General features: G+C 39.4%; 15 protein-coding genes. 9 read left to right on the top strand and 6 right to left on the bottom strand.

Going from position 1 to position 18,963, the window contains the following annotated elements:
• The first annotated feature begins 91 nt into the window (after positions 1 to 91).
• Genes EGI26_RS15795 through EGI26_RS15785 form a run of 3 tightly spaced genes read left to right on the top strand, consistent with a single transcriptional unit; the run spans position 92 to position 2,172 of the window.
• Positions 92 to 1,138: a two-component regulator propeller domain-containing protein gene (locus EGI26_RS15795; protein ID WP_255079921.1), complete on the top strand. Its 1,047-nt coding sequence runs from the start codon at positions 92 to 94 to the stop codon at positions 1,136 to 1,138.
• 36 nt (positions 1,139 to 1,174) lie between these two features.
• Complete coding sequence (locus EGI26_RS15790; RefSeq protein ID WP_255079920.1) at positions 1,175 to 1,588, top strand: hypothetical protein; 414 nt, start codon at positions 1,175 to 1,177, stop codon at positions 1,586 to 1,588.
• 2 nt (positions 1,589 to 1,590) lie between these two features.
• A complete protein-coding gene (locus EGI26_RS15785; protein WP_255079918.1) occupies positions 1,591 to 2,172 on the top strand; it encodes a YceI family protein in 582 nt (193 codons plus the stop codon).
• 65 nt (positions 2,173 to 2,237) lie between these two features.
• On the opposite strand, the gene EGI26_RS15780 is transcribed toward EGI26_RS15785, so the two are convergent.
• A complete protein-coding gene (locus tag EGI26_RS15780; RefSeq protein WP_255079916.1) occupies positions 2,238 to 2,582 on the bottom strand; it encodes a LytTR family DNA-binding domain-containing protein in 345 nt (114 codons plus the stop codon).
• Between the two features lie 301 nt (positions 2,583 to 2,883).
• Here EGI26_RS15780 and EGI26_RS15775 point away from each other — a divergent pair, with 301 nt between their 5' ends.
• Positions 2,884 to 3,630, top strand: coding sequence for a LytTR family DNA-binding domain-containing protein (locus EGI26_RS15775; protein WP_255079915.1), 747 nt, complete (start codon positions 2,884 to 2,886; stop codon positions 3,628 to 3,630).
• 3 nt (positions 3,631 to 3,633) lie between these two features.
• Here EGI26_RS15775 and EGI26_RS15770 read toward each other — a convergent pair whose 3' ends face one another.
• Positions 3,634 to 5,658 carry a tetratricopeptide repeat protein gene (locus EGI26_RS15770; protein WP_255079914.1) on the bottom strand — a complete coding sequence of 675 codons (2,025 nt, stop codon included), beginning with the start codon at positions 5,656 to 5,658 and terminating at the stop codon, positions 3,634 to 3,636.
• 152 nt (positions 5,659 to 5,810) lie between these two features.
• Here EGI26_RS15770 and EGI26_RS15765 point away from each other — a divergent pair, with 152 nt between their 5' ends.
• The 3 genes from EGI26_RS15765 (at position 5,811) to EGI26_RS15755 (ending at position 8,461) form a co-directional block, all read left to right on the top strand.
• A complete protein-coding gene (locus EGI26_RS15765) occupies positions 5,811 to 6,485 on the top strand; it encodes a DUF1080 domain-containing protein (RefSeq protein ID WP_255079911.1) in 675 nt (224 codons plus the stop codon).
• 151 nt (positions 6,486 to 6,636) lie between these two features.
• A complete protein-coding gene (locus EGI26_RS15760; protein ID WP_255079910.1) occupies positions 6,637 to 7,629 on the top strand; it encodes an SDR family oxidoreductase in 993 nt (330 codons plus the stop codon).
• Positions 7,630 to 7,666: 37 nt separating this feature from the next.
• On the top strand, positions 7,667 to 8,461 hold the full coding sequence (locus EGI26_RS15755) for a DUF2971 domain-containing protein (protein WP_255079909.1): 795 nt from the start codon (positions 7,667 to 7,669) through the stop codon (positions 8,459 to 8,461).
• Positions 8,462 to 8,799: 338 nt separating this feature from the next.
• Here the strand turns inward: EGI26_RS15755 and EGI26_RS15750 are convergent, their stop codons facing one another.
• The 4 genes from EGI26_RS15750 to EGI26_RS15735 all read right to left on the bottom strand — a co-directional run bounded on the left by EGI26_RS15750 (position 8,800) and on the right by EGI26_RS15735 (position 13,942).
• Positions 8,800 to 9,612: a metallophosphoesterase gene (locus EGI26_RS15750; RefSeq protein ID WP_255079908.1), complete on the bottom strand. Its 813-nt coding sequence runs from the start codon at positions 9,610 to 9,612 to the stop codon at positions 8,800 to 8,802.
• A gap of 76 nt (positions 9,613 to 9,688) precedes the next feature.
• A complete protein-coding gene (locus tag EGI26_RS15745; RefSeq protein ID WP_255079906.1) occupies positions 9,689 to 10,054 on the bottom strand; it encodes a cupin domain-containing protein in 366 nt (121 codons plus the stop codon).
• Positions 10,055 to 10,069: 15 nt separating this feature from the next.
• Positions 10,070 to 11,161 carry an esterase-like activity of phytase family protein gene (locus EGI26_RS15740; RefSeq protein ID WP_255079904.1) on the bottom strand — a complete coding sequence of 364 codons (1,092 nt, stop codon included), beginning with the start codon at positions 11,159 to 11,161 and terminating at the stop codon, positions 10,070 to 10,072.
• Between the two features lie 42 nt (positions 11,162 to 11,203).
• Positions 11,204 to 13,942, bottom strand: a complete 2,739-nt coding sequence (locus tag EGI26_RS15735; protein WP_255079903.1) for a glycoside hydrolase family 2 protein — start codon at positions 13,940 to 13,942, stop codon at positions 11,204 to 11,206.
• Positions 13,943 to 14,106: 164 nt separating this feature from the next.
• Between EGI26_RS15735 and EGI26_RS15730 the strand changes: the two genes are divergently transcribed.
• Both EGI26_RS15730 and EGI26_RS15725 read left to right on the top strand, forming a co-directional pair.
• Positions 14,107 to 14,967, top strand: coding sequence for a dienelactone hydrolase family protein (locus EGI26_RS15730; protein WP_255079901.1), 861 nt, complete (start codon positions 14,107 to 14,109; stop codon positions 14,965 to 14,967).
• Between the two features lie 171 nt (positions 14,968 to 15,138).
• Complete coding sequence (locus EGI26_RS15725) at positions 15,139 to 18,948, top strand: PVC-type heme-binding CxxCH protein (RefSeq protein WP_255079900.1); 3,810 nt, start codon at positions 15,139 to 15,141, stop codon at positions 18,946 to 18,948.
• Positions 18,949 to 18,963: the final 15 nt, after the last annotated feature.

Below are 18,963 nucleotides of genomic sequence, written 5' to 3'. Positions count from 1 at the left end.
TTTTCGGAATAGTTTTGGGTAGTTCTTCGAAAGTAGTAAGAGTCAAACATCCTTCGGCAAGTATTTTATAAAAAACGAAATAAACATGGATATGAAAATCATTGTGTTGATATTAGTAGGTTTTGTTGCATTTGGACAACAGTCAAATGATAGATTCAAAAACAGCCAAACTCCGGGCTTTTTTACATTAAATACACTCAAAAATTCTTGTTTTGACAATCCTCAAAAGAAGCAAGTGAGTGAATACATCAGAGAGATATACGAAGATAAAAATGGTGTGCTGTGGTTTGGCACCAATGGTGACGGCATTTGTAGGTACGATGGCTTGAAAATGCAGTATTTTACTAAAAAAGAGGGTCTGGCGGGAAACCAAATCAATGGAATAACCGGAGACAAAAAGGGAAATATCTGGCTGGCAACAGATGAGGGGTTGAGCCGATATGACGGTAAAAAGTTCATCAATTACACCACAAAAAATGGTCTGTCTGATAATCAGTTGTGGAGTATTTTGTCGGACAGGAAAGGAAATATTTGGATAGGAACATTGGCTGGTGTAAATAAGTTTGACGGAAGAAAATTTCATAAAATAGACCTGCCGAAACTCGAGAAACCGGGAACTCCGAGGTTCAACCAGTCTGTGGCTTGGAGTATAATTGAAGACCGAAAAGGTAACATTTGGTTTGGTACAGATGGGGGAGGGCTCAAGAAGTTTGACGGTAAAGCATTTTATACCTATACACAGAAAGACGGCCTTGGTTCCAACAATATCAGAAGCATTTTTGAAGACGACAAGGGGTCGGTTTGGTTAGGCACACAAGGCTCAGGCGTTAGTAGATTTGACGGCAAAAAATTCACGAATTTTAGCACCAAAAATGGCTTGAGTAGCAACGATGTCTGGACGATTTATGAGGACAAACAGCATCAGTTATGGTTTGGAACAGGTGGGGGCGGAGCAAGTCGATATGATGGAAAAAACTTTAAAACATATAAGGAAACCAAGGGTGTAACTAGAAATCATGTGCAGAGCATTTGGCAGGACAAAAGGGGCAACCTTTGGCTCGGTTTTTCGGGAGGCTTATACAGAGTTTCGGGTGATTTAGTGGAGAATATACCTGCGGGAAAGCTAGTAGGATGTTGATGTTTTCTATTAAAAAAACATAAAAAGTTATAAGAAATGAAAAAAATGATTTTGCTATTTACTCTTGCCATAACGTCAAATTCTTACGGGCAAGAAATTTTTTCAAACTGCTCGGCCGTATTTCTTAACGATCAAATGATTGTGGAAGAATATTCGGCTAATGCCAAGGCAAAAATTTCTAAAGATGCTCAAGGCTGGATTTCGGCAGGAGCCGTGACTTTGGGAGACGTGGCCAAGGGCGAAAAGAAGGCAGAAATTACCCAAAAAATTGAATTTGGCGTAGCCATAAAAGATGCCAATACGGGTACAATAGTTCTTTTTTCATCAAAAGAGTTCAAAAAAATTGAAGCAGAAAAGGTTTTGGAGAAATGTAAGAAAGGAGATACAATCATCATCATGACCACCGACAATACTTATGCCTTGCCGCACAACGAAATATTAGTTTATTGAGAATGAAAAACACAGTCTTACTTTTTCTTATTGCCTGTTTACCAGCCTTTACGCAACAAAAACTGATTTTGAATACCACTGATAGTGATGTTCATTGGAAAGGGAAAATGTGGATGTCTAACGACAGTCACGAGGGCACCATTCGATTTAACTCAGGCAGTTTGACAATGGATAAATCTGGGAAAATCACTGCTGCAAATTTTGAAATAGATATGAACACGATCAAGACCAAAGACGCAAGGCCCGACAAAGATGGGCTGGCGGAGCATCTGAAGTCGGAAGATTTTTTTGCTGTGAAAAAATTTCCGAAGGCATATTTTGCAGGAACTAAGATTGATAAAACCACCGTGCCGGGCAATTATTCGGTCCAAGGCAACCTCACCATCAAGGGCGTTCAAAAGCAGATTGTCTTCATGGTTAAAATACAACCTAACCCAACTTCCACAAAGGTCACAGGCGAGTTAACGCTTTTTAGGTCTTGGTGGGGTGTTAGTTATAAAGCCCCGGATTTTTTGTCATCGCTTAAAAATGACTTGATAGCCGAAGAGGTGCCGATAAAGCTAAACTTGGTGTTTGGGAAATAAGCTTGATTTTGTTGAGAAGTATATGCGACATCCTATGTTGTTGATTGGTATCTCCCAGGCCAAGTTTACTTTAATGCCTTTTTCTCTACAAATCTTTTAGAAGGACTCAATATCAGGTCCATTTCTTGTCTTTTTCTTCGAGAACATCCGCAAGAAAGGCCATTTGTGAGGGTCAGAATCCCGGATTCATATTTTAAGATGTATTCGGTATTAATCAAGAAAGACTTGTGAGGTCGTATGAAGCCACAGCCTTCGAGCTTTTCTGCCATTCTTTTGAGGGTTGTGGCGACCAAAAACTCTCTCCCATCTTTCATTTTTACAATCGAATAGTTTGCCTTGGCTTGCACGTAAACAATTTCGGTTGATCGAACATTCTTTTGGCATCCAACAAAAATGTATTTTAGGTTCATAGGTTTTGTACTAGATACTTGTTTTTAAAATAAAGTAGAGGGCTTTTATGCCACTCTACTTTCAAAATTCATGGCAATAATTGTTTTCATAATGGCTTCTATTACTACCTTTCGGAGGTCATAAAGACATAGTAAGAACTTACAACCACACAATTTGGTGGGATTACATGCTCCGATAAAATAAATTTGAGGAATGCTGCCCAAAAGTAGATTTCATACCGCCGTTTGTAGATTAACAAAATATTAAGAAGGCTATTTGGAGTTATTACCTAATTTTACGGACAGGAATAAACCAATAGAAATGTACAATTGCTTAATTGTAGATGATAGTCTGATAGAACGAGATTTGATGGCTCTGCATGTTTCAAAAATCAAAAGTCTAAATATCGTAGCCGAATGTGCAGATGGATTGGAGGCGATGGATGTGATTCAAAATCAGGACATTGACATCGTGTTTTCGGATATTGACATGCCTGATTTATCGGGTATTGGTTTGGTGAAAGCATTGAAGAAAGCTCCGGTTTTTGTGTTTGTAACCAGCTATGCCGACTATGCCGTAGAGAGCTATAATCTTGATGTGATAGACTTTATAGTTAAGCCTGCAAGTTTCGAACGTGTCTTCAAAGCCGCCAACAAGGCCATGGAATACATAGAGCTCAAAAAAAAGCAAATTGAAGCTCCAAAAATGGAGGACATCAAATCTGCAACGGCAACGTATTTTTATGTAAAAGACAATCATGCCCACATAAAAGTGTCTTATGATGAGGTTACGCATATAGAAAGCATGGGCGATTTTTCGAAAATTTATACACAAAACCACAAAATGTATGTGGTTTTGGTGAGCCTTAAAAATATTATCGGTCAACTTCCAGAGGAGAACTTTAGAAGAGTTCATAAGCAGTTCATTGTAAACCTAGGGCATATTGTGGCCATTCTTCCTACCGAAATAAACCTTAGCGGCAATCAGTCGGTGCCCTTTAGTGCCAGTTACAAGGCGGAATTTATGGAAAGCCAAGTAGACACAAAAACCTTGAAAAGATTCAATTAATCGTTAAGCTTTCTGGAGTTCAATCACAAATTCACTTCCTTCATTTTCAGTGCTTTGTGCGGTTAGACGGCCATTTATTAGTTTGGCAAAAGTCTTGGACAGCATCAGTCCCATTCCAGTGCCTTTTTCGTTTTGAGTTCCTACGCTGCTTTCTATCAGGGTGTTTTTTGGGTCGTTTATTTGTTGAAGTTTTTCTAGCGGTATTCCCTTTCCGTTGTCTTTTATGGCGATTTTCATAACATTATTTTCTTCGAAAGCCGAAACTTCTATCTTTCCATTTTTAGGGTTAAATTTTATGGCATTTGCGAGCAGATTCCTGACAATTAGGCTCAGCATATCGGTATCAATCAAGGCTGTGGTAGTTTCCGAAATTCGGTTATTTATCACAATTCCTTTCAAATTGGCTTGATTTCTCATATTTTCAATCACCGAATGTATTAACTGAGAGACGTTCTGTGGTTGAAGAATGGGCTTGTAACCTTGCATTTGGCTGGCGGCCCAACTAAGCATATTTTCCATCAAGTTGGTGGTGGAGGTTAGCTGATTTTTCAGTTCGCCTGCGTAAAGGCCAAGTTTTTCTTGAGATATTTGCCGGTTTTCGAGCAAAGTGATAAACGAAATGAGGGCATTCACGGGCGTACGCATATCGTGGCTCACCAGGCTAAACATCTTGTCTTTCACCATTCCGAGTTGCTCTAGTTCTACTTTTTGTTTAGATATTATATCGTTTAATTTCTTGGTTTTCTGTTGGTTACGATAAACAAAAACAGCAAGTACCAGTAAAATAGAAGCAGAAATTCCGAGTATCCACTGGATCTTTTTATCAAATTCCTGCTTACTCTTATACTCTTCCTCCTTTATCTCAAAGTCAAGTTTTAGCTGTTTACGGGTTATTTCCTTTTCCTTTTCTTGGTCTATAATTTGGTCTTTTACCTTTACAAATTGTAGATGTCTGGCCAATGCCGTTTTGTAATCGCCTTGTTGCTCAGCCACCAAACTTAGTTTTTCGAGGGCTTGTTTTTGGTTCTCAAGAAGGGTAATCTTTTCGGAAATACCGAGGCTTTTGGTCAGAAACTCTTTGCTCTCGCTATAGTTTTTGTTTTTTAAGTGGTGAAGGCCTAAAGACAGGTAGAGGTCACTCAGATTCTCGTCTATATTCTTTTTAAGGGCAATTTCAAGAGCTAAATTATAATGAATCAGAGCGTTTTTGTTGTCATTCATTTGGTCAAACAGCTCGGCTTTTTGCATATATACTGTACCAATGAGCCCATCGTCTTTCATGGCGTTGGCTACTTTTAGAGCTGTGTTGAGGTGCTTAATGGCCAGTTGTTGCTGTTGATTATGACCTATCTTTAGTTGTTTTAGTTCATTTGGTTGGCACTTCAAGTAGGCTTCGGCCAAGTTTAAGTTGGCAGAATATACACCATAGTTTATACCGTTTTCTGAAAGTACAAAGGCCTGATTTGCTTTTTTGATGTATTCAATGGCTTTTAGCGGTTGGTTGAGGTAGAGATAGATATTACCGATATTCATGTAGCAGGAGTACATGTCGTCCATGAGGTTCTCTTGTTTGTACAAATTCATGGCTTTTTCTGCAGATCCCAAAGCTTTGGGATAGTCAGACATGGTTGAATATAAGGCACTTAGGTTTAGGTAAAAATTTGCTTCCTTAGATTTGTTTTTTCTTTCTAAGGCTTGTTCTATACCTTTCAGGTATAATTTTTCAGCTTCCAAAAACCTCGAATGTCCGTGATAACACATACCGAGCCTTTCGTAAACGTTGAGGTAAATATTTGAGTTTTTAAGATTTTTGGAGGCGTCTAATGCTTTTTGTCCATATTCCGCTACTTTATTAAAGTTGGGAATTTTGTTGTAAGCCACAAAAACTTTGATAAAATGCTTCGTTTTTGCGGAGTCATCAGTGAAATTTTTTTCTGAAATGGCTAAAAGGCTATTGAGGTTTGGTTTTTGGGCTAAGGCCAAGAACGAAATATTTAAGGCCAAAAAAGTAAAAACAAGTTTAAACATTTATCCTGTAAAAGGTACGGTAAGCCATTCTGACTTTGACATAGCAAATTTATAGAAATCTGGTCTTGATTTTGTCAAAACACTCAAATTATAACACAATACTTGCTAGAGATTTAGTACTTTTAAAATCAAAATTCGACCAAAATAAAATTATGAGTTTAAACAAAGCATTCTTGCTTATTTTGTGGTGCGTAGGATTCTCCGTAACCGCTCAAAAACCCGCCGTTAGTCTTTTTAATGGCAAAGATTTCACTGGCTGGCACATAGATGTGCCCAAACTCGACGAAAACCCCAACGGCAAAAATCCATTTATTATTAGAGAAGGTAAATTGGTAAGTCTCGCTGAACCACAGGGCCATATCATAACCGACAAAATTTATGAAAACTTTGAGCTGGAAGTGCAGTATCGTTTCGCTGGAAAACCAGGTAACTGTGGCGTTTTGGTGTTTTGTTCCACACCTCGGATTCTCTACAAAATGTTTCCGAAATCCATAGAATGCCAGCTCATGCATACCAATGCAGGTGATTTTTGGTGTATTGGTGAAGACGTTGTCACACCGAACATGGAAACTCGAAGGGGCAAAAAAGAGGATTGGGGCGTAACCGAAGGCAAAGAACGTCGAGTAAAAAACCTTACGGATAATTCAGAAAGACCAGTAGGAGAGTGGAATACCATGAAAGTGAGGTGCGATGGAAATAAAATAACCGTCTGGGTAAACGGTGACCTCGTAAACGAAGGTTTGGCAACAGCGAACAAGGGTCAAATAGCTTTACAGGCCGAAGGCTCAGAAGTGGAATTCCGGAAAGTGGAGTTGAGGGAGTTGTGAGAGCTTTATTTTGGCCTATAAACGTTACTTCGAGCGAGATCGAGAAGTAGCCTTTTATGAAAGATTGTAGCACTTTTTTAGAAACACGTCTTTAATTTTCAAGAAAAACCCTCAATTATTTTTTAAGTTTGATAAAATATAGAATCACAAAATGAAAGTATTATTTATAGGCGGTACAGGAAACATCAGTACGCCAGTTAGTGAAATGGCCGTATCTCGTGGCATACATTTGTATCACCTTAATCGTGGCAACAGATCGCCGATAGAGGGAGTTAAGAGCTTGGTTGCTGATATTGAAAACATAGCAGAGACCGAAAAGGTATTGAAAAACCACGAGTGGGATGTAGTGGTAAACTGGATAGCCTACACGCCCGAGCAGGTGCAGCGAGACATAAATCTTTTCAAAAATAAAACTCGTCAGTATGTATTTATCAGCTCGGCATCGTGTTACGAAAAACCACCAACCAACTTCATCATCACTGAGTCTACACCGCTCAAAAACCCGCATTGGCAATACTCCAGAGATAAAATAGCTTGTGAAGATTTGCTCGTAAAAGCTTTCAGAGAGCAGAATTTTCCGATGACCATTATCAGGCCTTCGCATACTTACTATTCGGTTTTTCCACTTTCATTGGGCGGCTGGACGGAATTCAACGCAGTAGATCGTATGCGTAAAGGGCAGCCTGTGGTGGTACAAGGCGACGGCACTTCGCTTTGGACAGTTACCCACGCCCGAGATTTTGCAAAAGCATTTTTAGGTATGATAGGCAGACCAGCGGCAATAGGAGAGGCCTATCACATCACTTCCGACGAAGTACTCACTTGGAACCAAATTTACACCCAACTGGCTGAGGCAGCAGGAGCAAAGGCCGATATCGTGCATGTACCCTCAAAGAAAATTATAGAATACGCCAACCAAAACGGTTTTGAGTCTGAAGAAGGCGGTCTATGGGGCGATAAATCGCACTGTGCGATATTTGATAACACTAAAATAAAACGTTTGGTACCAGATTACGTAGCCACCATTCCTTACGCCGAAGGTATCAAAGAAACCATCGCTTGGTTTGAAGCTGACCCCGCCCGAATGATTATTAATCCAGTAACTAACAAGCTTTTGGATGGATTGGTGAAGAAGTGGGGGTGAGTAGGGAAAAGAGTGATTTTATCAAAGACCAATAAAAATGCTTTACACAAAACTAGAAACGTTTAATTTTGAGGATTATGAAGGCAAATATTTGTGGAGATATTTTGATATTCATAAATTCTTGGATTTTATAATTAATCGAGAGTTGTATTTTTCCAGATTAGACAAATTTGAGGATGCCGATGAAGGAATAGGAGGTTTTTTACTAATGATGAAATCAATTCATGAAAACAATGAGCCTTTTAATAAAGAGAATACATTATGGATTTCGAAAGAAAATAGAGAAGATTTTATATCCTCAGACAATAAAAACAGACGAGATACACAAGATGGGATTAAGTTTTTACAAAAAACACAGTTTGCTTCGTGTTGGTTTATGGGGGAAAAAGAATCGCTTGCAATGTGGAAACTATACTCTTCTAAAAATGGTGTCGCGGTTAAAATAGATGCGAAAATATTAATTGAAAATGTTTTAAATGGGATTGATAAAATCTCTGATACCAATAGAATGGCATACTTTGAAAAAGTAAGGTATTATCAAAACTTTAAAGAAATTGATTTAAACGATAATAACTTTGCCTTATTTAAAGATTCTAGTTACGAACACGAAAAAGAATTTAGATTTGTAATTACTCAAATAAATCAATGGCAAAATAAGTTAGAGACCCCTGAATTTTTCAAAATTGATCTAAATCCTTTAACATGGGAAAAAATAGAAATTTTTTCAAACCCATTTATGGAAGAATGGAAAATTAGTAATTTAAATACAATACTAAAAAATTTGGACACACCTTTAATGATTCAAAAATCCTTATTAAGAATAAGGGCCTGATTTTTAATCAAGAATGTTTTGAAAAAATAAGTGAGGGGAGGTGTAAAAAGATTGACATTAAGATTTTGGCTAAAGCCTAATTGGTTATTTAATTGATAAACACCAGCTAAAGCTGTTGGGAATTCAAAAATAAATCGATCTAAATTTAACGCTTCGAGATTTTAATTACCACTGGCTTTAGCCAGTGGATGGTTGAATTTGATATTTTTTGACTTTAGTCAAATTGCGGTAATTGCAATATTCTGTTTCAAGATAAATGAATAGAGTTTATCTAAAAACAAAACCCATCTCAGGTCCGACCTATGGGTCTGACCGCCTTATAGGAAACACTCTAAACCTTATATCCTCTCCTCCAAAATCCTAACCGTAGGATTCATCATGTAAGTAAGTATGGAATTATCTTTCATAACTTCAACCACCCTGAAACCTCGGTATTCGGTACCCCAGTTACCTCCAAAGTGAGCATCAAAAAGGTAGGGTAGACCGTTGTGCATTTTTAGACCGTCAAGCGAATGAATGTGACCGTGAAAAACGGCTTTTATGTTTTTGTATTCAGCGAAAAGCTTTATCAAATCAGGACTATCAATACAGTGTTCTACCCACGGGATTTGTGGTACATGTAAAAAAATGAAAGTGTTTTTTTGTGCCTTGGCTTTGTTGAGTTCGCTTTTCATCCAATTGAGGTCAGGCATCAAGTATTCGCCTTTGATGTTGGAAGTATTACCCAATATTACTGCATGGTTTTTTGTGGTAAAACTATGGTTTACAGGCATTTTCCATACTTCTTCCCAGCGGCTTTCTGGCACTCTGTCGTGGTTACCACGGGTTACATAGTAAGGTGTTTTAAGTTGATCGAGCTTTTGTTTTACTTGTGGCAAAAGATTGGGGTCGTCGTGAAAAAGGTCGCCATTTATTACACAAAAATCCACCTTTTCTTTTGCAGCAAACGTGTTTACATGGTTTACTAGGGTTTCGTGCATAGCATCAAACTCTGTTTTGGGTTGGCCATAATGACCGTCAGAAGCGACTATAAAGCGGAGTTTTACTTTGCTTCTTGATGCCACAAAAGTATCAGTAGAAAAAGCTTCACCAGACAAAAATACGGCACCAGAAAGCCCCAATGTTTTTAGAAAATCTCTTCTGTTTTTCATGATATTTTTAGTTCAAATGATTGTTTTCGCAGAGTTTTCCGCTTCGCTCACTTCTTTGCGGTTTTTAAATCAGTCTCTATATTTTTTCCAAAACTTCTCTTGTTAGCTCTCCTTTTGTATCGCCAGTATTCAGAGTAGAAGCGGGTTCAAAGAGCATAATTTCCACTTCATTTTCAGCTACAGGTCTGTGTTCTACGCCCCTTGGAACTATAATAAATTCATTGGGATGTACCTCAACGGTTTTGTCTCTAAACTCCATTCTGAGTGTACCACTTATTACAAAAAACATCTCGTCTTCTATATCATGCTTATGCCAAACAAATTCACCAAGCAGCTTGACCAATTTGACATGTTGGCCATTTAGTTCTCCGACAATTCTCGGGTTCCAATGGTCATGGAAAAGCGAAAGTTTTTCTGCAATGGTTACTTTTTCAGGCGTCATTAATTCGCTATTTTTTTATTTTTCAATCTCAATTTTCCCCAACGTCAAAAGCAATGTTCTCTGTCTTTTTGGATTAAAATTATCGTCGCTTATTATGTACAATATTCGTTGATTGTTTTCTTCTTTTCCCCAGGTCATCCCCTCGAAATTGTCTGGTCTGAGGGGGCGATTTTGCCCTAAAAGTTCATTTTTAATAGTAAATTCAAACACTTGTTGCTTTGAAATAATATTTCCTTCGCTTGGAATACTGGCTACAAATAACCGCATAGTTATAAATCTATCATCGAAGCAGCGTTCCATTACTAACAGTTTGTTGTCATCAAAAGGTAAAATTTCTGTTATACCATTCCCCACATTTCCGCTCAGTTTTTGGTCTGGTTTTATACAAATTCTGGCATCAAATGGGTATTGAAAAACCTTCTTTTTGTTGTAATCGTAACTGTTTTTTGTGGCATCATAAGGAAATTGGAAAAACGAAATAGAAGGCCCCAAACTCGATTCAAAAGCAAACCAAAGATTGTGCTTTTCATCAAAACATAAACTTTCTATACCACGGTTTTCCGTAGTTAATGAATCGGTTTTCATGGAAAACGTCGCAAGATTGATAGGTATGTTGTTTTCGTTGATAAAACCCACACCTGTAGAATCCTCTCTTTCGAAAGCGAAAAACATCTTTTGTGATAAATTATCAAACCGGATGGACTCAACATTTTTAACGCCAAAAAACTTGAAGGCAGTTGATATTTGACCAATCGAGTCCATTTTAAAAATATAAGAGTTTTCTGTAGTATCAGTTTTAAAGGCTCTGTCGGAAACCAAGTACAAGGCATTGTTGTAAAACTCGATGCCTGATATTCCACCGAACTTCACATCAGGCGGGAGTGCGGAAAACACTCCGTCAAGTGAACTAAACGAGGAATCGACCTTTATGAATTCAAAGTTTTTAGTTGTTTGTGCATTGGTATTTATCCAAAATGACCCAAACGATAACACAATTAAAGCTTTACGAAACCCTAGATTAGTCAATATGAAATTTAAAGCACAGACTTTCAAAGATAGATGAAAAAAATCCGTGAAAATCTGTGTTATTTTTAATATCTGTGTCATCCGTGTTCCATTATATTTAGGACGCAAAATAGCATTTAATAACTATTTCATCAAAACAATAGACGGATCAAAAGCATATCTGCCAAATTCTTTACCATAAACAGCAAGTCCGCCGCCGTTGTCAACACTCAGCTTTACACTTAGCTTGCCTGTTTTTTCTAAAGACTTTATTTGGCTACTTGTCAAAGGTATTTTTACCATGTATCCATAGCTACCAGCTTCTGATAGCTTCCTGTTTTGCAATTGGTTATGCCAACTCAATATACCACGGTGATCGGCTGGGTCGTCTTCTAATGTTATTGTTTTTACCAAAGAACCATTTACCAAAACTTTCAGATTTGAAGCAAACTTTTTCTCGTCGGTCATCGGATACGAGTTTTGGTTTTGGCTCGGCTCAGCTATTGCACCTAACATATAGTCACTGTTTTTGATTTCTGAGCCTTCACGATCTTTGAAGAAAAGTTCTTTTGCACCCAATTCCATTAACAAATAGCCTGATTTTGCTTTTGAAGATTTTCCTTCAAAAGTATAAGTAAAGCTACCATTGCCCGCACCGTTTACTTTTTTACCACCCAATATTTCCCATTTTTTCAAGGACCATTTAGCATCTGAATATGCGTTTGCGGCTTTTTCTATTACCGAAACACCAGCTGGAAGTTTGCCATCTGTGACCACAAATGACACAAAGTTTTTGTGATAAACCGTACCACCTTTGCTGTCTTTCAAAGTAAATGTAAGCGTGTAAACACCGTTGGTTTCTGGCATTTTGATTTTCAAAGGATCAAACGCTTTTTGCATCCATGGCTCAAACGGCAAGTTGAGTTTGCCTTCGCTCACTTTCACAGTATTTCCTATTTGGTTTACTCCTTCGAGCGTGTATTCTACCAAAAACACCTTGTCTACCATTTTTATGTCTTCCATTACCGACACAAATATCGGCACCGATACCTCTTCGTTGGCTTTTACTGTATGGGTAATGTCTTGGCCGTTAGACAAATACACCAAAGAATGAAAATCTTTGTCGGTCATTCCCTGTGCCAAATCGCCAAGGCCAGTGTATTTCATGGTTCTATCAAAACGCCAATAGCCGTTCCATTCGTTTATAACGTCGTGGTGCTCTGTGTACAACCAGCCAGACATTTTTGGGTGTACTCTGAAGGTATTCATCATGCGGTGGTAGTCGTAGCTCCAGTCCACATCGCCGGTGCTGCCGTCGTAGCCCCACACATTGCCACATTCTGAATTTATCATTGGTTGGTTGCCTTGTGTAAAGCCTTTTTCGAAATGAAAATCGCTTCCTGCATAAGTGCCTTGGTCAATCTTTTGCATGTGTGCTTCCCACTCATAGCCAGGCAGATATTCGTGCCAAGAGTTAATATCGGTTTCTGTATGACCAAATCCACAACAGATAGAATTGTCTTCTGCCAAGCGGCTCTGGTCTAACGATTTAGCCAAATAATACATAGAAGCTACCCAGTTTTGAGTTTTTGGCAAATATTGACTTTCTACTTTTCCTGTGGTTTCGTTTTTCACTTTTGACTTTAAGCCCCAAGTTTCGTTGAAAACAATCCAAGAAAATATCGCAGGGTGATTGTAGTCGCGTTTTATCATTTGTCGGAGTGTAAACTCTGACTCTTTTTGTGCTTGTGCATCGGGTTCACCCCAGAAATTAGGCAAATCGGCCATTACCAAAAGGCCTAATTTATCTGCCCAATAGAGCTTACGAGGCACGTCAACTTTTATGTGCGTGCGGAGGCCGTTGAGGCCAATGTTTTTGCAAAGCTGGATCTCGTTTTTCATAAATTCGTCCGTCGGGAAAGTGTAAAACCCTTCTGGATGGTACGACTGATCGAGGGTAAGTTGAAGATAGATAGTTTTATTGTTCAAAGCCACATAAGGAATATTTGTGCCAGGTAGATTGGTCACTGAGATTTTTCTCATGGCAAAGTAGGTTTTCACCACATCATCTCCCCAAGAAACTTCTGTTTCGTATAAGTAAGGATTCTCCAACGTCCAAAGTTTGGCGTTAGGAACATCAAATGTAAATTCAAACATTTTTTGACCTTTCGGTACTGTAAAACTCAAAGATTCTGAACGGTCTTTTACTTTGATTTTCAGCACATTGTCTTTGGAATCTCCACCAATTATTTCTCCTGAAACCTTCACTTTGTTTTGGTCGATATCGGGCGTAAAATGAACGTAGTCTAGAAAACTATTTCCACGAGCTTCGAGGTAGATGGTCTGCCAAATTCCTCTGGCGTTTCCGTAACCTTGTTTGCCATAAAGCGTAAATTCACGGCGTTTGTCGTCTACTTTTATGACCAATTTCTGGGCTGAACCCTGTTTTACAAAAGGTGTAATATCGAAAGAAAATGGGGTGTAGCCACCTTGGTGTTTTCCTAATAGATTGCCATCAAACCACACGGTAGTTTCCCAGTCAGAGGCTCCGATGGTTATGAATGATTTTTTATTTTTGAATGACGCAGGTATCGTGATGTTTTTCTGATACCAAGCAATATCCGCCTCATCTTTTACACCCGAAAGCGGTGCCCCCCAAGGAAATGGAACATTGATGGTTTTTGAAAATTTAGTATTTCCATTTTGCCAATTTTGAGTTTCGCCTTTACTAAGACTATCAAATTCGAACTCCCACTTTCCGTTAAGATTGACCCAATCTGTACGTTCAAAGTCAGGTCTTGGATGTTCGGGTAGGGGGATGGTTTGGGCGGCTAGGCTAAGAGAAAAGAATAAGAGCAAAGAAGCTAAAAAAGTTTTTTTCATGTTTTATGGTTGAATTTGGTGGCGAATTTAGGATTAAAAACTGAAAACAGAAAGCTTGCGGAAGACGAAAGTTCCAATCCAACGATTATTTTAGGCATTTTGTCGATTGCAGAAAATAATTGTGAGAATTTTCTTTAAATTGTTCTATCAAACCAAAATAAAAAATGGATCAGAGAATTATCAACCTTTTTGACGAATACACCCATAAGCCCCTCAAAAGAGAGGATTTTTTAGCAAAACTTACAAAACTAGCTGGAGGAACGGCCGCTGCTATGGCCATTTTACCGATGTTGGAGGGTAAATATGCATTTGCCAACCAAGTATCAGAGCAAGACGAAGATTTAACAATGGAAGACATCAGTTATGCTTCTAAAAACTGCACCATGAAGGGTTACCTGGTAATGCCCAAAAACGCAAAAGGGAAACTAGGAGCAGTGTTGGTAGTACATGAAAATAGAGGACTAACCCCCCACATAAAGGACGTTACAAGAAGAATTGCAAAGGCTGGATTTATTGCTTTGGGCATAGATGCACTTTCGCCATTTGGAGGTACACCAGCCAATGAAGACGAAGGCAGAGCGATGTTTCCAAAACTTGACCCAGCTCAAAATATTGAAAATATCAAAAGTGGCTTGGATTATTTGAGAGGCTTGAAAAATAGCAATAAAAAGACAGGTTGCGTAGGTTTTTGTTGGGGTGGAGCCATCGCCAATGCCATGGCTGTCAGCGATCCATTGCTCAATGCGGCCGTTCCTTACTATGGCCGACAAGCTGCCGCGGTAGATGTTCCTAAAATAAAAGCCAAACTTATGCTCCAATATGCTGGAATGGACGAGCGTGTAAATGAAGGAATTCCGGCTTATGAAGCCGCTTTGAAAGAAAACAAAATTGATTACAAACTCTATATTTACGAAGGAGCTCAACATGCTTTCAACAACGATTCTTCGCCTGCTCGTTATAACGCTGAAGTGGCGAAACTGGCTTGGGACAGAACTATCGGGTTTTTTAAAGAGGAATTGAAATAGGATTTTAAAAAACCCTTATTCGGGTCTTATGATAGATGCATCTGATATTTCGGATGCATTTTTTTTGTTGAAGATTTAGAAAGAGTTTTTTTCAAAAAAGAATGCTTGCTCCAAAACTCTTGATTTTACCCAAAATTTTCTAAATTTAGGTCAATTTCAACCTTTTCCTTTATGAAGAACTTCTTTCTAGCCATGCATTTGGCATTTCTTAGCTTTTTATTGTTTTTTATTCCAAACACAAAAAAAGAGACTTACTCAGCACCGAAAATAAGTCAACTTAGAGTTGTCCAAGACGAAAAAGCACAAACCATTTCTGTATTTCGGCTTTCAGGAACAACAGCCATACTTACTCAAGTGGCCAAGAAAGACTTTAGACCATACCTACACCCCATAATGGCTCCAGATGGAAAAGGGGTAATAACCGAGTACAGCCCAGGCCACCACAAACACCAAACAGGAATTTATTGGGGCTACACGCGAGTGAATGGTCGGGATTATTTTCATCATCCTGAGGGAGATTATTGGAGAAAAGTTTCTGCCAAAATCATTAAAGCAAAAGGAGCAGAGGTGAAATGGCAAACGGTTTATGACCTTCTGGATGAAAAGGGAAATACCGTTTTGAGAGAAATCCAAACCTGGACTATGCAGGAAAAAGATGGTAAATATGTGCTAAATGTGGAGTGGGAGGGAGATGCCCAAACCGATGTGACGATAAGTAAATATGACTATGGTGGCTTGTTTGTGAGAATGCTTTGGAAAGAAGGCATAGATGGCGAAGTTATAAATGCGGCAAGGCAAAAGAACGAAAAAGCAGAAGGCCAAAGATCTATGTGGGTAGATGCAGGCATGACCATCGAAGGCAGAAAAGACAGAGTACATGTGGCAGTTTTTGACCATCCCGAAAATAAAGGGTTTCCGCAACATTGGCGTGTAGATGGCCAGCTGGGGATTGGGCCCGCACGTGCGAGAACGAGCGATTGGCAAATAAAAAAAGGAACAGTAGAGGTTATAAAACACCAGTTGGTTGTTTATACGGGTTCTTTCAATGACGTTTCTCTTACTAATTTGTGGACCGAATTCAGCGGACACAGAGACACCTACGCACTATGGGGAGTTGCCCAAAAAGAAGGCCGTGATGCTAAGTTTTTGTCGCCAGAGGAAGCCGTGGCCAACATGACATTGAAAGATGGTTTCAAAGTAAATACTTGGGCATCAGAGCCGATGATAACCCAACCGATGGCTTTTTGTTGGGACGATAAAGGTCGCCTTTGGATAGCCGAAAACCGAGATTATGAGTCCAGAGGAAAAGGATTTTCGAATGCTGGCAACAGTAGAATTTTGATATTAGAAGACACCAACCACGACGGTGTGGCAGATTCTAAAAAAGTGTTTTTAGAAGGAATTGCTTTTCCTGCGGCTATGGCTGTGGGTTTTGATGGATTGTATTTGGGGGCTCCGCCAAACTTGCTTTTTGTGCCAGATAAAAACCACGACGACCAAGCGGATATGGACGACATAGAGGTGAGACTAACCGGCTGGGGAATCCGAGACCGTCACGAAACGCTCAACAGTTTGCATTGGGGGCCAGACGGCTGGCTTTATGGCTGTCAAGGATTTGCTACTCCTTCAAAGGTCAGAAAACCTGTGGGTAAAGGCCGACTTTATAGACACAAAGACCCATTTCCGGAAGATATTTTGCAAGGTGAAGGTGTGGATATCAACGGTGGTGTATGGCGATATCACCCAACGAAAGACAAGTTTGAAGTGGTATCACACGGTTTCAGCAATCCTTGGGGAATCGACTATGACGCTAAAGGTCAACTGTTTATAAGTGCTTGTGTGATTCCTCACATGTGGCATATCATTCCGGGAGGCATCTATCACCGTCAGGGGGGACAGCATTTTAATCCTTATACCTACAGTGATATCAGAACTATCGCCGACCACAGTCATCGCTCTGCTCACGGTGGTGCCAGGGTGTACCAATCGGATGCTTTTCCGGCTGAACATCAGGGCCGTATATTCATGGCCAACATCCATGAGCATGCGGTTTTATCTGATATTTTAGAGAAAAAAGGCTCTGGTTTTGTGGCCAAACACGGCGACGAACTCTTGATGGCCAACAATGCTCAGTGGGTGGGATTCAGTATGGAAGTTGGCCCCGATGGTGGATTGTACGTCCTCGATTGGCACGATGCAGACATTTGCGGCCAAGAAGTGGTAAATGGGGAAACGGGTAGGGTTTTTAGAATTATGCCCAAAGAAAACAAAGCCATCAACTGGGAAGGTAGATATGAAGACTTGAACAAACTTTCAGACAAACAATTAGTTGCCTTACAAACCAATACCAGCGATTGGCATTCCAGAAGAGCTAGATTGATTTTACAAAATAGAGCATTGAAAGGTAAGTTAGATGCCTCCGCTTTGGCAGATTTGAAAACTATTTTTGAAACTAATGCCAATGCAGACTATCGTTTGAGAGCATTTTGGGCTTTGTTTATCACCAATAATATTAGCAAAGACGAACTCTACAAATCGCTTTCAGACAAAGACGAATATGTGAGAGCGTGGGCTATACAGATGCTTTGTGAAGACAAAAATGCTGAGCAAAATGCCAAAGAGAAGTTTGTAAAAATGGCCCAAGAGGATGCTTCGGCTGTAATTAGATTATATTTGGCTTCGGCAATACAAAGGGTGGATAATGCAACAGCTTGGCAAATATCTGAAGGATTGGCAATGCATGGCGAAGATGCCGAAGATCACAATTTGCCTAAAATGATATGGTTTGGTTTGGAAGGTTTGGTAAAAGTGAATCCTGCTCGGGCCATGGCTTTGGCACACCAAGCTAAGATTCCACTCATTTCAAACTATATTTCTAGAAGATTGGTAGATGCCAATAATCCAGAAGCTATCGTAAGTTCTTTGACAAAAAATGGAGCGAACCAAGTAGAGATTTTAAAAGGAATGCGAGATGGATTGGAGGGAAGATTTGACCTAAAAGCTCCGAAAAATTGGGCCGCACTTTCTGCAAAATTGAAAGTAGCAAAAGGCGAATCTGCTACTTTGGCCAACCAGATTTCGCAACGTTTTGGAGATACCCAAGCCTCTGAACAACAGCTCGCTACCTTAAAAAACAAGAACGCACCGATTCTCCAAAGGCAACAAGCCATACAGTCACTTTCAAATAGAAAAAGAGAAGAATTGCTAGCTGAAATTCCAAACCTATTGAACGACCCGAAACTTAGATTAGAGGCTATCAGAGCCATTTCTGAATACGACAAAGCGGAGTTTGGAAAGCTTTTGGTGGCCAATTATAACCAATTCAACGCCGTCGAAAAACAGCAGGCTATTCAGACGCTTTCGTCGAGATCTAAGTATGGTTGGGAACTTACACAAGCCATAAAATCGGAAAAAATACCAAAACGAGATGTACCACCTTATGCTGCCCGACAACTCTTGAGAGTGGTAGGAAGTGGTTTTATTGAAGTTTGGGGCCCGATAGAGCAGGAGCCGTCTTTGGAGAAATCGTATGCCAAATACCAAAGAATGATAAATGAAAAATCTTTGACCTCGGCAAACCCAATTAAAGGAGAAAAGGTATTTCAAACAGTATGTGGAAGCTGCCACAAAATGTATGGTAAAGGTGGAAATATCGGGCCTGAACTTACAGGATCAAACAGAGCCAGCACAGACTACATTCTATTCAATGTGCTGAATCCGAGCGGAGAAATTCAGGATGATTACAAATTGGTAGTGGTAATTACCCGTGATGGAAGGACTTATTCTGGCAACGTGATTTCGGAAAATGACAGGCAACTCACCATGCGAATTGTTGGTCAAGACAAAGTTTTCATCAACAAATCAGACATACAGTCGAGAGAGGTAATGCCGACATCACTCATGCCAGTTGGGTTATTTGACAATATGGAGGAAGCTGAGATTTTGGACTTGATGAAGTACTTGAAAACAATGAAGAAGTAATGCGGTTTTGTAAGC

The organism is Lacihabitans sp. CCS-44, from assembly GCF_024343735.1.
In the GTDB taxonomy this organism is placed as follows: domain Bacteria; phylum Bacteroidota; class Bacteroidia; order Cytophagales; family Spirosomataceae; genus Leadbetterella.
The sequence above is the reverse complement of the archived record's forward strand: the minus strand, read 5'-3'. Positions and strand labels throughout refer to the sequence as shown.

What these genes read in the sequence shown, in the direction of transcription:
- EGI26_RS15735 (WP_255079903.1), bottom strand. Translation starts at nt 13,942, where the DNA reads ATGAAAAAAACTTTTTTAGCTTCTTTGCTCTTATTCTTTTCTCTTAGC.
- EGI26_RS15755 (WP_255079909.1), top strand. Translation starts at nt 7,667, where the DNA reads ATGCTTTACACAAAACTAGAAACGTTTAATTTTGAGGATTATGAAGGC.
- EGI26_RS15730 (WP_255079901.1), top strand. Translation starts at nt 14,107, where the DNA reads ATGGATCAGAGAATTATCAACCTTTTTGACGAATACACCCATAAGCCC.
- EGI26_RS15795 (WP_255079921.1), top strand. Translation starts at nt 92, where the DNA reads ATGAAAATCATTGTGTTGATATTAGTAGGTTTTGTTGCATTTGGACAA.
- EGI26_RS15760 (WP_255079910.1), top strand. Translation starts at nt 6,637, where the DNA reads ATGAAAGTATTATTTATAGGCGGTACAGGAAACATCAGTACGCCAGTT.
- EGI26_RS15750 (WP_255079908.1), bottom strand. Translation starts at nt 9,612, where the DNA reads ATGAAAAACAGAAGAGATTTTCTAAAAACATTGGGGCTTTCTGGTGCC.
- EGI26_RS15770 (WP_255079914.1), bottom strand. Translation starts at nt 5,658, where the DNA reads ATGTTTAAACTTGTTTTTACTTTTTTGGCCTTAAATATTTCGTTCTTG.
- EGI26_RS15765 (WP_255079911.1), top strand. Translation starts at nt 5,811, where the DNA reads ATGAGTTTAAACAAAGCATTCTTGCTTATTTTGTGGTGCGTAGGATTC.
- EGI26_RS15780 (WP_255079916.1), bottom strand. Translation starts at nt 2,582, where the DNA reads ATGAACCTAAAATACATTTTTGTTGGATGCCAAAAGAATGTTCGATCA.
- EGI26_RS15725 (WP_255079900.1), top strand. Translation starts at nt 15,139, where the DNA reads ATGAAGAACTTCTTTCTAGCCATGCATTTGGCATTTCTTAGCTTTTTA.
- EGI26_RS15785 (WP_255079918.1), top strand. Translation starts at nt 1,591, where the DNA reads ATGAAAAACACAGTCTTACTTTTTCTTATTGCCTGTTTACCAGCCTTT.
- EGI26_RS15740 (WP_255079904.1), bottom strand. Translation starts at nt 11,161, where the DNA reads ATGACACAGATATTAAAAATAACACAGATTTTCACGGATTTTTTTCAT.
- EGI26_RS15790 (WP_255079920.1), top strand. Translation starts at nt 1,175, where the DNA reads ATGAAAAAAATGATTTTGCTATTTACTCTTGCCATAACGTCAAATTCT.
- EGI26_RS15775 (WP_255079915.1), top strand. Translation starts at nt 2,884, where the DNA reads ATGTACAATTGCTTAATTGTAGATGATAGTCTGATAGAACGAGATTTG.
- EGI26_RS15745 (WP_255079906.1), bottom strand. Translation starts at nt 10,054, where the DNA reads ATGACGCCTGAAAAAGTAACCATTGCAGAAAAACTTTCGCTTTTCCAT.